Source organism: Burkholderia sp. FERM BP-3421 (assembly GCF_028657905.1).
In the GTDB taxonomy this organism is placed as follows: Bacteria; Pseudomonadota; Gammaproteobacteria; order Burkholderiales; family Burkholderiaceae; genus Burkholderia.
This window is the reverse complement of the sequence record NZ_CP117779.1, coordinates 176,075-188,734: the sequence shown is the minus strand read 5'-3', so window position 1 is coordinate 188,734 and position 12,660 is coordinate 176,075. Positions and strand designations below refer to the sequence as shown.

Below are 12,660 nucleotides of genomic sequence, written 5' to 3'. Positions count from 1 at the left end.
TTATGGTTGTGGTTGCGTTACAAAATCAATCTTGCTCAGGCCGGCACGCTGTATGGCTGACAACAAATCGGCCACTCGCTCATACCGGGCCATCCGATCGGCATAAAGCTGAATTTCGGGTTGCGTTTGTCGTTCCGCGGCTTCCTTGAGTCTTGTTTGCAATGTCGCCTGATCCACGATCGCCGCATCCCAATGAATCGCCCCCCCTGCATCGATTGACACCTCCACATGTGCGGATTTTGTTTCATTCGGTGTGCTGATTTCCTTGGGAAGATCAATCTTGACGGCATTGGTGATCGCCGGCAGCGTTATCATGAACACGATCAGTAACACCAGCATCACGTCGATCAACGGAGTCATGTTTATTTCACTCATCACATCGTCATTCAGATGATCTGAAAATTCCAATTTTGCACTCCTTACTTTTACCTGGATAAGAGACTGTATTTGCAAGCAACGGTCAAGCTGGGCGGCTCTCACCGCTCATCAGGTACGCATGCAATTCGTGCCGGAAGCGATGCAGCCGGGACACCGTGCCGCGATTGATACGCGATAACGCGTTGTAGCCGAGTACCGCCGGGATCGCCACAAACAACCCCAATGCAGTCATGACGAGCGATTCGCCGACCGGCCCCGCCACCTGAGCCAGGCTGGATTGTCCGGCCACGCTGATACTGACCAGCGCATGAAAAATTCCCCAGACGGTTCCGAACAGGCCGACAAATGGCGCGGTGCTCCCCACCGACGCAAGTACGCCCAGGCCTCTCGTCATCCGACCTACTTGTTCGTCGAACGCAACCGACAGACAGCGATACAACCACTCGTCCGAAGACAGAGCTGCTCGCAGACGCACATCGTTGTGGCGGTCCTGCGCTTCCCGAGCAGCATTGGCAAGTCCCGCATAGGGATTGTTCGCTACCAAAGGACCAAACAATTCCGTCTCTTTCTGGAGCGACTCTTTACTCCAGAAATGCTGCTCCGCAACGCCACCGTAATGCTTGATTTTCACCAGTTGCATGCCTTTATAAAGAATCACCGCCCAGGACGTAGTAGACATAACAATCAGCAATGCCGCGATTGTATGAGTCACCACATCCATACGCGCCCACATCTGATAAATATCGAGGTTCATGACGAGCTCTAGTAAAAAACTGATTCAGTTTCTCAAGGTGAAATCGATTGACTGCAACGCATGGACCGTGACCGCCGACCCGTGATCGATGTACGGCTTGCAACGAGCGGCGAGAATGGCGTCCTTCCCTGCCGCATCAAGCTCGTCGAAGCCACTGGTACGAGCGATCGCCGCCCGCGTTATCTGTCCCGTCGTCCCGATCGTGACGTCGATCGTCACGCTGCCTGCATGCTGTAATCTTGTCGCGCGCGGCGGATAAACCGGTTGCGGAATATCGCACTCGATGTGCGCAACATCCATTACCGTCTGCGAACCTGGCAAATTCAGCGCCGGAACAATCGAAGTGGATTCGGCAAGTCGACCGGACGATTTCTCCGTGGCGTCAACAGGGGCCGGCGACGACGTCACCGAATCGGAGGGCGGATTTTCCGCCGATTCGGCACCTGCCGTATCGGCCGGACGTGTTGGCGCAATAGAAACGGTGCGTGTGCTGGAATGGTGGCTTGCCAGAACAGCGGCGGTTTGGGGCGCGTGCTTCGGCGGCCGGGGCAGCGGCGTCGCTCGCGCGGGCATCACAGACGCCGGGTGCATCGCCGTCGTGAGCATCACGGGTAAGCCACGATTGGCCCATGCGGGTTGAAGAATGTTCGGTTTTGCATGCAGGAACAGCGCGAAAATCAGCGCTAGTACGTGCATCGCAATGGCCGCCATCAATGCCACGAACCCGTCGCGCCGCTGCCGCTGCGCACCGTTCGCATTGCCAGGCCACGCTGCGAAAAATGATACGTCCATCGCGTTTGCCTAAAAATTGACGGAGCTTGTCAGATAGAACGTCCTGCCCGGCTGAATACCGACAAACGTGCCGGCACCGTCGTCGTAAAGACGTCGACCAAATATATTCTTGACGCCGAGCGTACTCGACCAACGCTTTCTATGGTAATAAACACTCCCATCCACTCTTGCCTGCCCCGGCATCGACACCGTGTTGTCAGCGATCGTCTGGGCGGAATACCTTCCTCGCGTGTAGATACCGGCGCCCATGCCCCATCCGTGTAAGTCGGCACTCTGAAAGTCATATGTCGCCCACAAGCTTCCTGAGTGTTTTGCCGACCCGACATAATTACCCAACGCGGCCTCCTGCGTACTCACCGAATAATCGTTATATGAGTAGCTTGATATTATTTTTAGCCCGCGAATTACTTCACCGGAGACATCCATGGTCATCCCTCTTGCGGTTTGCCCATTCGGAACAAGGATCGAATAGTCGCGGCCTGGCATGCCAATTAAAATATTCTGATAACGAGATCGATGAATAGCAACCGCTCCACTCAAACGATCATGAAGCAGTTCAAATTTCACCCCAGCCTCGATCGACTGGCTTCGCGTTGGCGGCGCCGGCACTCTATTGGCCAGAAAACTTCCTTCATTTGGCATAAGAGAGTGCTGCTCATTGGCAAATATCGCCCAGTTATCCGATATTTGATAGGCAACGCCCACGTTCGGACTCCATCCGAGCCCTCCTGGCTGTCCGCGCGTCAAACTCATCAGAACATGCAGTCGCCTCCAGGAAATTTGATCCTGAAGATACAAATTACCATAGCATGAATTGTAAAAATCACTACTATGCGACTCCACATCCGCAAGTATAGGATTGTCGACCGATGGAAATGGAGAAACAATTCTCCCTTCAAATGATGAACTCGCATGCGATCTAGACAAAGAGTATGCATATCCCGCAAGCATCTCCTGAGTGACCTCCCCGGTCATAATCCGGAGGTCGATGCTATTATCCAGATCTATATAATATGAATTACTATGATCACCGCTACGATACTGGGAATGATAAAATTCTTCATTCTCACTTCGATCCAAATATACATCTGGAGTATCTCGATATGTTGATGCGGTATATTTGGCCGTGCTGCGGAAAGTTAAATTTCGCCTAATTTCACGACTCAAATTATAATACACACTGGTATTGCTGCTCGATGAATAGGCACGTCTATTTAATGATATTGCGGAAACTCTACCATCCGGCATAATCATGCCATATAGATTGGATGGAAATTGTGTATGTTGCTGTTCAAGTCCGACCACGAGATCTGTACTACTATCTTTCCATCGCAGGGATGGGGCGATGTAGAAGTCGCGCTTCCCCTGAAACCCGCCATACGATCCGGCAGCACGCTCTCCCGACACGATGAATCGATATGAAAGCTGCTTATCGGATGTGATCGGCCCTGTCAGATCCACAGAACCGAGCAAATCTCCATAGGAACCAGTCTGAAAGGAAAATTCGTTAAAAGGGGCGAATTGGGGAATTTTGGTCACGACGTTGACGGTTCCGCCGGGAGCGCCTTCGCCGGAGACCATCATATCCGCCCCCTTGAGCACCTCGACACGGGCAATAGCCGCCATCGGGAGCTTCAGTGCGTCGCTATTCGTTATCCCGTTGAGTGTCACATTCGCAGGAAACCCGTTGATCACCGGCGAACCGCTGGAAGCCACGCTACCTGAGTTACCTTGAATTTCCACGCCGCTGACATTGCGCAGCGCATCGGCGACAGACTGGGCTTGCTGACTCTTGAGTACTTCTTGCGTGACGACCTGAATCGATTGGGGAATTTCAATCAGAGGCGTATTAGTCCGTGTGGCCGACGATGTCGATTCAGCAACGAACCCCCGGATATCAGGATCACTCTGGCTCGTTACAACCATCATGGGCAACACCACCGTGGCATCGGACAACGCACGGGACTCTGGTACTGATGGCTTCGACGAAACGATCACGTATGTCTTGTCGTCTCGCTGCTCAACCGCAAGCGCTGTTCCCTGCAGCAAACGATCGAACGCTTCGCGAACCGTCATACGACCTTTCACGGTTGGCGCAGTTCGATTAGCCACCAATCCGGCTGGCGCGATGAGGTCCACGCCGCTTTGTCTCGCCAAAGTCGAGAGTGCTTTGCTTAAAGCCTGTGACGGCAATTCGACCGAGATCTTCGTCTGTGCCATCACCGCGACGCTCCAGACTGCCGCCCAGGTCGCAAGCACCATTCTCGTTTTCTTCATACCCGGTTCCTTTATCCCGCAGTCCCGAATGACCACGTACGCAACACCTGGTTGCGTCACTCGATGTCTGAGAGTTAAAGGCGTACGGCGAACCCGAACAGTGGGTATACAAAGTGGAAATTTTTCTATCGACGAAGTTACTTCATGTTAGAAATCTATGGAGCCGAACGCACATTCCCCTCCGCTCCACCCCGAAACATGAAATATCGATGCTTTGTTAGCGCGACGCGATGATCGCCGTCCCGTCTGGCCGAAAGGTCACGCTGACCGCCGCGACTTGAGGCAGCGTTCGTAGCAACCGGTCAACGTCTTCGGTCGAAAATCCGCCGCTGAGCCTAGTACGTCCGGCTCGCTCATCGGCAAGAATGATCGGGGCAGTTCGATAGCGTTCGAGCTCGGACACGACACTCCTCAACGACGCGCCGTCGAAATCCACGCGTCGGTCCTTCCACGCCACGAGCATGTCGGGATCCACTGCCGCGACGTTCGTTCCGGTTGTGCGAATGGCTTGATTTGCCGTGAGTTGGACAGGTTGCGACGTAGTGGACAAATGGACCGCCACCTCTCCCTCGAGTACAGCGACATCGACGCCGCTCTGCTGACGACGAACGCTGAACTTCGTGCCGATATCCTTGATTTCTATATTCCCGACGCGCACGGAAAACGGTCGCCATACATTGTGTGAAACCGAGAATAGCGCCTCGCCGCGCTCCAGCACGAGCTCACGTGAGCGCAAGCGATTCAGATAACGGATGGACGTATCGGTGTTGAGCAGCACCTCGCTTCCATCGTCGAGCTGCAAGGTCGTTTGCTGTCCGATTGATGCGGCACCGGCGCGCGCGGACAGGACCGGGTTTGTGTTCCAGACGAATATGGCGCCAATCAGCAGAAACACTCCCGACAGCCATGCTATCGGGACTCGAACCGGCAGCGCCCCACGACGGGCAGGAGCAGCAACCGGAGCCGGGTCGAGCACGCGAATGTAACGTTGGCGCAGCGCAGCTGTGTTCAGGCTGATTTGGTCGTTCAGCCGCTCGTGGCTCAGGATGTAGTCACGATGCGTTGGGCTATGCTGCTTCAACGCATCAAGCTTGCCGCGAGCGTCCGACTGCTCCTGCTTCTCGCCATACCACAATGAAACGAACAAAGATTCGATCTCGTCTTTGTCCGCTTGATTTAACGGCATAACAGCAATTGTTCCTATGATTTCGACAGCAAGCGTGCTTCAATCCTGCCCGTCTCGACATGCGCGCATCGCATCAACCAGATACTCGCGGACCACCGAAGGCTGAATGCCCATCTGTTCGGCTGCTTCTTGATAAGTCAGACCATACAGTCTACAGAGGATAAAGGCCTCCCGGCAACGCGGCGGCAACCGATCCAAATCCGCAAACAATTGCATGAGCGCTTGCTTCCCCGCCGCCTCGTCTTCCGGAGTCACATTCCAGCTAGGGTCCTCATATGATTCGTCCAAGGCTACGGGCAAATGCTTGCGCCGACGCCCGCGATCAATCTGGAGATTGAGCGCGATCCGAACCAGCAGTCCTACGGGCGAGAGAACCCTGTCGCCATGCTCGCGCATATATCGAAGGGTTCGTTCGAATGCCTCCTGCGCAATGTCCGCCGCGTCATCGGGACCGAGTTCAAGCGCCAACCTCCGGCGTAACCGGTGGTAGCCAAGCACAAGCTCATCGATCATCTCTACCCCTCTCCTCTGAACAATTTGGATTGCTCTTTGAAATAGGATCTACTTTTAGATTCATCTTTGTCAACGATGAAGAATTAATATTTAGAAGACCAATCTTGCTTACGTTGCCGGTCGCCTCCAGGGCCGCGCGGCGAGCGTCAACGGTCGCGACGCTCAGCGTGCCGACCTTCGCACACCGGCCCCGCCTGCGCGGCGACCGCCCGTCGTGCAGCCGGCCGGCGCGGGCGCGCCGCGGTACGCGGTAACGCACCCGAGCGCACACGACGGTCACGCGCTCAACGCCACGGTCACCGCTGCGACCGGGGACCAACCAGATCGGTTGCCTGGCCCATCGTGCAGTTCGTAGCGAATCATCAGCGCGTCCGCATTTCCGGCAGCCTGGATGATGGACACGTCTACGTGGATCGTGAGCAGACCGACCTGGTCCGCCGCGACGACCTGCTGTAGGGCATGCTCGCCCCACGCCAGGGTGACCAGATTGCCAGCTGCCATGTCGACCCACGGCATGATCGTGACGTCGACGCCGCGCGCAGCCTCGGCACCCCCGATCCAAGCGAGCGGGAACGTGGGCGGCAGCAGGTACGGGTTGGCGGGGAACTGCGGTTCGGTGGTCGCGTGCATCGTCATGCTCCTGGCGAACGGGTTCGGTCCCGCTGCGCGCGCTGCTGAAGGTGAAGCACGTTGGCGCGCTGGAATTGGACGCGCTCGCCGAGGCAGTACCGGTCGTGTTCGTCACCGACGTCGCCGACACCGGTGTCTTCCGAAGAATAGCTTTACAGTCGAATTCGGATTTTTATCGGGGGAGTCTTTACGCCATCCAGAGTCGCGGTTGCGGAGTGTCCGCGCCGCATGAGCCAGAGGGGGCCCGCAACGCTGTAGGCCCTCACACGCGTCGGACCGCCGAGGCCAAGCGGGGGGCTCAACGCGCAGCTGACGGGCGGCGGCAGCAAGCTCTCGCCCATCCGCACCGCGCTGGCGTGGAGGACCAGGCGCTGATCGTTCGGGTTGCGCTGCGTGATGCTCTTCATCTCATTTCTCCGGTGTCTAGCAGCACTCACTCCGGGAGCAAGAAACGCGTCCGGTTCTTCACTGCTGCAATCCACACCGGCGCGCGCCCTTTGGCGACTGGCGCGCTTCGTGGCCATGGCAAATAACATCCCAGGCTTTTTACCGGTTTCCCTCAACACGTGCTGCGAGGGTTCTTCGAACTGGAAGCCGACACAATCCAGGACGAACGGCCAGCGGCCGCCGAGAAGCTGCGGCGCGCGAGCCCAGACTGGATGCGGCACACGCACGCATCGCACGCGCTCAGCGCCGAGCTGATCATGGTGCGCGACAACCTGCTGCATTCACCGATCTCGACGACGTCGACCTACCTGCACAGCGACGAGGTGCGGCGAGCCCGGCAATTTGATCAGGCGTTTGGCGCAAGGGATTGCAAGTAACTGCTTTATCGCAATTCCAGAATAAACATGGATATTTACATAACTCAAAGGAATATGATAGAGAATCATGCTTCCCTTGTTCATGTCCGCGGAAGGCTTGATCATCACCTTTGTTATTTAAATCAATAATTTAATAAGAAAGAAAATTTTCACATTGAAAAATTGTGAATATTATTCATTTTCAATCTATACTTTAAAACAAACCAACGTCATCAATCATACTAATGTCCGATTTAAAATTTTTAGCATTAAGATTATGTATCTGACATTTTTTTCACTTGTCTGATCATCGGTCAATGGAATAAGTCTGACTATGTGCCCGTCGTGGTGAGATACCTCCTATGGACGCGCTGATTTACTAGGCTCATCGGTCATAGCAGACTAAGTGGACAGCGTTGCCACAGGATGTCCATGGACCGAACCCATAGGGATGAGACAGCGATCGGCTTTGCAGAAGCCGGAAGCGTGGACGAGAAGCAAGCGACTAGGTGCCAGAGCATCCTCGACGAACTGAAGAAGCTGAGGCTGTGATCGAGGTTGCTGAGTGCTGTCGAGCCACACTTCTCGAAGGAGCAGCGTAGCCGGCCTCCGGTCGGCCCGAAACGGATGCTTCGAGAGCCGCACATCCCGCCCAATGCAGAACTGACAAGACACTGTTTGACAGCATCGCAAGCGGATCTTCATGGGAATCGATCTTGCCATTGAGGATGTGCCGGATGCGCCCACGCTGCTGAAGTTCCGGCGCCCGCTACTTGATCCGCAAACTGTCCGACGAAATCGGCATTTTGCTGTGCGGACGAAAGTTGATGATGAAGGAAGATATTTTTCTAGATGCTACGACCATGGAATTTTCAAAATTGTTAAGCAGTCCATATATATTCATCGACCGGGAAATGTGTCAACCGACGAAAAATAGCAAGTAACTCGTTACATGAAAGCACACATCGGCGTTGACGCCGATTCAGGACTGGTTCACAGCGCGGTCGGCGCATCCGTCGATGCGTCGGAAGTCTCGCAATGCTGCACTGGCATTAAGAGCAAACGTTCGACGACGCCGGCTAAGCGGAAATAGCGGAGATAATAATGTATACATTGGGTTACCCCACGTTGCTCGCCCAACGCGTCGGCGAGTTATGCGCGATGCTTCGTGATTATGAATTTAATGCCGCACTGGGGCAGCGCGAGGTGCCATCGCATAAGATTGTGGCCGCGATTGAAGTATACAATTCAGGATTCTGGACAAGATTGCTCACGAATTCCTCGAAACGGTGGAGTTGTATAAGCAAGCGACAGCCGTTGCACGTGGGCGTAGATGCTCGAATTGATCGGGCACGCATTCTCACTGGAATCCTTTCCGCGTCCCTACTCATTGCGCTCGTGGGCTGCGGCGGCGGCGATGGTGGCGGTAGTCCAACTCCGGCCTCCGGGCCCACGCCCACGCCCGCGCCGAACGGCTCGTCGAGTTCGAACGCATCCTGCGCGGTGAGCCAGGCTCCATCGTCCGCGTCAAGCTCGTCGGCATCCGGCAGTGCGATGCAGGACGCGCCAGTCGATCACCTGATCGTCATGATGAAGGCAAGCGAGGCTCCCCCCCCCGTCTGGCGCAAGCATCATGGCCGAGACCAACGATTCGAACCACGTCGACGCGGTGATCCAGCGCGTGACGACACTGTGGAATACCGCAGGCGCTCAAGGCAGCCAGGCGGCCACCGGTGCCATAAACACCGCGCAGCCCGTCGTGCAAATCGAACGTACGCTGTCGGGAGGCGCAGTGCTGTTATCGCTCGGCCGGAATACGGTCGTGACCGATGCCGCCTCGCTGGCGCAAGCCTTCGCGGCCGACCCCGACGTCGCCTACGCGGAACCGGATCGCCACATGTTCGCGCGAACCGTGCCGACCGATCCGTTGTTCTCGCAACAATGGAATCTGACCGATCCATCCGTCGGCATCGACATGCCAAATGCCTGGAGCCTGACCACGGGCGCGCCCGGCCTCGTGACGGCCGTGCTCGACACCGGCTACCGCCCGCATCCGGACATCACGCCGAACCTGCTGCCCGGCTACAGTTTCATCACGAGCGTCGCAACCAGCAACAACGGCCAGAGCCGCGGCCCGGACGCCACCGATCCGGGCGACTGGGTCACGCAGGCCGAAATCAACGATTCGACCGGCCCGTTCTACAACTGCGAATCGGCGCCGAACAACAGCAGCTGGCACGGCACCAAGGTGGCCGGCATCATCGGCGCGTCGGCCAACAACGGCATCGGCATCGCGGGCGTGAACTGGAATAGCCAGATCCTGCCGGTGCGCGTGCTCGGCAAGTGCGGCGGCACCACCAGCGACATCGTAGACGCCATGCGCTGGGCGGCCGGAATCCCGGTCGCCGGCGTGCCGAACAACACGCATCCGGCCAAGGTCATCAACCTGAGCCTCGGCGGCACCGGGCCGTGCAGCGCCACCTTCCAGCAGGCGATCAACGACGTCAATGCGGTCGGCGTGAGCGTCGTGGTCGCGGCCGGCAACAACCAACTGTCTACCTCGCAAGATAGCCCCGCAAATTGCAACGGCGTCGTCGCGGTCGCCGCGACCGACAACACCGGCCGTCGGGCGTGGTACAGCAACTTCGGTTCGGATATCGCCCTGAGCGCGCCGGGCTCGGTCATCCTGTCGACCTCGAACACGGGCACCACCACACCGGTGGCGGACACCTATGCGACCGACAGCGGCACGAGCCTCGCCGCGCCGCAGGTGGCGGGCGTGATCTCGCTTATGCTGTCGATAAACCCGAACTTGACTCCCGTCCAGATCGCGCAGACGCTCACGGCGACTGCACGCCAGTCACCGGTAGCAGCGACCACATCGTGTTCTGCGTTGCCGGCCGGGGCCGGGATCCTTGACGCGGCCGCTGCAGTGAGCTCGACCAAATGAACCGGAAACACATTGGGATGCTGCCTCCCATAGACGAGGGCGTGCAAAACTTGGGGAGGTCGATCTAATCAGGCTTCCTTATAGAGTTCGGGTGCATCGTTTTCGCCATGTGATGGCTGACGGTCTGATTCACCGCTGACTCCGCGATGCTGCTGATCGGTACCGGCAGAGCCGCGGTATCGACAAAAGCGTCGTTGCCGCACTCGCTGGTTGCGACTGGATCCGCAATGCACAAAACCTCATCCTGACGGGGCCGACCGGCGCGGGTAAGACATGGATCGCCTGCGCGTTTGGTCAGCAGGCCTGCCGACAGGGCTTCTCCGTGATGTACGTCCGCGTCGCGCGGCTGTTCGAGGAATTGAAGATCGTCCACGGCGACGGCAGCTTCACGCGGCGGCTCGCGCAGCTCGCCAAGATGGACGTCCTCCTGCTCGACGACTGGGGCCTGCAGGACCTCGATCAGAGTGCCCGAAACGACCTGCTCGAAGTGCTCGACGATCGCGTCGGCACGCGATCCACGATCATTACCAGCCAGCTACCGCTCGAACACTGGCATGCGTGGCTGCAGGACCCGACGCTCGCCGACGCGATTCTCGATCGGCTCGTCCATCAGGCCCACAAGCTACCGTTGAAGGGCGAATCGATGCGAAAGACCAACGCCAAGTAGTCCTCCGCATCCTGATCGTGATCACCTTCGCTATAATCCGTTGACCGCGCAACACCACCTTCCAGACTGATCACGTTCGCCGGAACGGCTGATCACCATCACCGAAATCCGCAGGCTGTCGCTACACGCCCTGGCAGGCCTCGTTGCGGTCCGGGCTGGCGAAGCATTTTCTACAGGCGTAGACGTTCGACGGGCCGACCGGTTTGAGCCCGCCAGGCTCGCCCGCATTCTTGAGATTCCTGAAACGTCCACACGTGACGGATTCTGTCTTTTCAACGGCGACCCGACACTGGTATGGGCGGCGACCGAATTGCGTTATTGCCCCGCGTGTCTCGAGCTGGGTTTCCGCGCGGCGTGGTTTCAATGGCGATTCATCGAACGATGCCCTGTGCATGGAAGTCGTCTGCGGCGAGGATGCCGGAAATGCGGCGCGCCCAACCACTGCGCCTTCGGTCAACCTGCTGCGGATCGAGGAAAGCCTGTCTGCCGCGCACCTGCGCCTGGCCGGTGCACACGTCGACAACCTGCCGTGGCACGAGTGCATGTCCCGGTACGATCGGCCGCACACGTCTTTCTACTGCGATCCGCCGTACTGGAAGACCGAAGGCTACGGCGTGCCGTTTCCGTTCGAGGAATGCGAGCGCATGGCAGCATTTATGCGGTCAGCCAAGGGAAAGGTGATGGTGAGCATCAACGACCATGAGGACATCCGGCACGCGTTCGATGGGTTTCCGATGCTCGATCTGTCGATTAAGTACAGCGTGGGCAACGCGAACGGCGGCCCGTCGACGAGTCGCGAGCTGGTGATCACGAATTGGGAGCCGGCACCCCTAGGTCAACTGTTCTGATCCTTATGGCGGATACACTTTCGCTGGTACAACACAGGAGAACCAGCATGCGGTTCGCATTCGTCTCAGGCGAGAAGAAGGAAGCGGCTCCCGGCTTGAAAGGAACTTGCGTTAACCCGCTTTGTTCCAGTCCGATGGTGGCCAAGTGCGGACGGGTCAAAGTTTGGCACTGGGCTCATAAGGGAAAGAAGCCATGTGACCCATGGTACGAGTCCGAAACACAATGGCATCGCGACTGGAAAGACAAGTTTCCGCGAGAGTGGCAGGAAGTGGTCGATCACAACGCTCAGTCGGGGGAAATTCACATAGCGGATGTGAAGACCCCTCACGGCTTAGTGCTGGAGTTCCAGCACTCCCCGATGCCGCCCGCCGAAATGAAGTCCCGAGAGGACTTCTATGCGGAAATGGTATGGATCGTCGACGGTCTGCGCGGGGAACTAGACCTCAGCTATTTCCGGATGGGTCTGAGCGGCCCTATTCAGGCCGATCCAGCGGCGTACGCCGTCCGCTGGTGGGGACGCGGGCAGCTTCTGAGGAACTGGGGCGAGGCCAAGGCGAACGTTTATTTGGACTTCGGCGAAGACGTGATCTGGCGGCTGATCAGCTTCGACCCAAAAGAGAAGGCGGGCGTGGTTGGACCGGTTGCGCGAGACAGCTTTGTTGAAGATTGCGTGTCGGGGGCGGCATTCCGCATGCTGGCGAACGGTCCTGATCTTCCCGCACCGCTCGTCCGGCTTCGTTAATTCCTATACGGGCTATTAACGCGCGGTCGTGCCAAAAACCACGCGAATCCGGCATCGCGCCGTGTGACAAACGCGGCGCGAAACAGTGCCAAAACGCTCGCGACGCTACAACTAGTGCT

9 protein-coding genes and 4 pseudogenes are annotated in these 12,660 nt (G+C 57.4%); 6 read left to right on the top strand and 7 right to left on the bottom strand.

The window, feature by feature from the left end; genetic code table 11:
* The 7 genes from Bsp3421_RS00960 to Bsp3421_RS00930 all read right to left on the bottom strand — a co-directional run bounded on the left by Bsp3421_RS00960 (nucleotide 1) and on the right by Bsp3421_RS00930 (nucleotide 6,530).
* Nucleotides 1-408: an ExbD/TolR family protein gene (locus Bsp3421_RS00960; protein ID WP_443111403.1), complete on the bottom strand. Its 408-nt coding sequence runs from the start codon at nucleotides 406-408 to the stop codon at nucleotides 1-3.
* 52 nt (nucleotides 409-460) lie between these two features.
* Nucleotides 461-1,132 (bottom strand): MotA/TolQ/ExbB proton channel family protein, encoded by a 672-nt coding sequence (locus tag Bsp3421_RS00955; RefSeq protein WP_273994990.1) that lies wholly within the window; start codon nucleotides 1,130-1,132, stop codon nucleotides 461-463.
* Between the two features lie 24 nt (nucleotides 1,133-1,156).
* The gene (locus Bsp3421_RS00950) at nucleotides 1,157-1,924 is read right to left on the bottom strand and encodes an energy transducer TonB (protein WP_273994989.1); all 768 of its coding nucleotides are present in this window, start codon (nucleotides 1,922-1,924) and stop codon (nucleotides 1,157-1,159) included.
* 9 nt (nucleotides 1,925-1,933) lie between these two features.
* Nucleotides 1,934-4,201, bottom strand: coding sequence for a TonB-dependent siderophore receptor (locus Bsp3421_RS00945; RefSeq protein WP_273994986.1), 2,268 nt, complete (start codon nucleotides 4,199-4,201; stop codon nucleotides 1,934-1,936).
* Between the two features lie 217 nt (nucleotides 4,202-4,418).
* The gene (locus Bsp3421_RS00940) at nucleotides 4,419-5,387 is read right to left on the bottom strand and encodes a FecR family protein (RefSeq protein ID WP_273994985.1); all 969 of its coding nucleotides are present in this window, start codon (nucleotides 5,385-5,387) and stop codon (nucleotides 4,419-4,421) included.
* Between the two features lie 39 nt (nucleotides 5,388-5,426).
* A complete protein-coding gene (locus Bsp3421_RS00935; RefSeq protein WP_273994984.1) occupies nucleotides 5,427-5,900 on the bottom strand; it encodes an RNA polymerase sigma factor in 474 nt (157 codons plus the stop codon).
* A gap of 276 nt (nucleotides 5,901-6,176) precedes the next feature.
* On the bottom strand, nucleotides 6,177-6,530 hold the full coding sequence (locus Bsp3421_RS00930) for a hypothetical protein (RefSeq protein ID WP_273994983.1): 354 nt from the start codon (nucleotides 6,528-6,530) through the stop codon (nucleotides 6,177-6,179).
* A gap of 566 nt (nucleotides 6,531-7,096) precedes the next feature.
* On the opposite strand from Bsp3421_RS00930, the pseudogene Bsp3421_RS00925 reads away from it, so the two are divergent.
* The 6 genes and pseudogenes from Bsp3421_RS00925 to Bsp3421_RS00900 form a co-directional block, all read left to right on the top strand.
* Nucleotides 7,097-7,354, top strand: a pseudogene (locus Bsp3421_RS00925) (integrase); the annotation flags it as partial.
* A gap of 682 nt (nucleotides 7,355-8,036) precedes the next feature.
* Nucleotides 8,037-8,270 (top strand): hypothetical protein, encoded by a 234-nt coding sequence (locus tag Bsp3421_RS00920; RefSeq protein ID WP_273994982.1) that lies wholly within the window; start codon nucleotides 8,037-8,039, stop codon nucleotides 8,268-8,270.
* 386 nt (nucleotides 8,271-8,656) lie between these two features.
* Nucleotides 8,657-10,283, top strand: a pseudogene (locus Bsp3421_RS00915) (S8 family peptidase).
* Nucleotides 10,284-10,443: 160 nt separating this feature from the next.
* Nucleotides 10,444-10,950: pseudogene (gene istB / locus Bsp3421_RS00910) on the top strand (IS21-like element ISBmu3 family helper ATPase IstB); the annotation flags it as partial.
* A gap of 401 nt (nucleotides 10,951-11,351) precedes the next feature.
* Nucleotides 11,352-11,798 (top strand): annotated as a pseudogene (locus Bsp3421_RS00905) (DNA adenine methylase); the annotation flags it as partial.
* A 47-nt stretch (nucleotides 11,799-11,845) separates the two neighbouring features.
* Nucleotides 11,846-12,541, top strand: a complete 696-nt coding sequence (locus tag Bsp3421_RS00900; RefSeq protein ID WP_273994981.1) for a competence protein CoiA — start codon at nucleotides 11,846-11,848, stop codon at nucleotides 12,539-12,541.
* The last annotated feature ends 119 nt before the right edge of the window (nucleotides 12,542-12,660 follow it).

Coding starts and splice junctions, on each gene's coding strand:
- Bsp3421_RS00940 (WP_273994985.1), bottom strand. CDS start 5,387: ATGCCGTTAAATCAAGCGGACAAAGACGAGATCGAATCTTTGTTCGTT.
- Bsp3421_RS00950 (WP_273994989.1), bottom strand. CDS start 1,924: ATGGACGTATCATTTTTCGCAGCGTGGCCTGGCAATGCGAACGGTGCG.
- Bsp3421_RS00945 (WP_273994986.1), bottom strand. CDS start 4,201: ATGAAGAAAACGAGAATGGTGCTTGCGACCTGGGCGGCAGTCTGGAGC.
- Bsp3421_RS00935 (WP_273994984.1), bottom strand. CDS start 5,900: ATGATCGATGAGCTTGTGCTTGGCTACCACCGGTTACGCCGGAGGTTG.
- Bsp3421_RS00955 (WP_273994990.1), bottom strand. CDS start 1,132: ATGAACCTCGATATTTATCAGATGTGGGCGCGTATGGATGTGGTGACT.
- Bsp3421_RS00930 (WP_273994983.1), bottom strand. CDS start 6,530: ATGCACGCGACCACCGAACCGCAGTTCCCCGCCAACCCGTACCTGCTG.
- Bsp3421_RS00920 (WP_273994982.1), top strand. CDS start 8,037: ATGGGAATCGATCTTGCCATTGAGGATGTGCCGGATGCGCCCACGCTG.
- Bsp3421_RS00900 (WP_273994981.1), top strand. CDS start 11,846: ATGCGGTTCGCATTCGTCTCAGGCGAGAAGAAGGAAGCGGCTCCCGGC.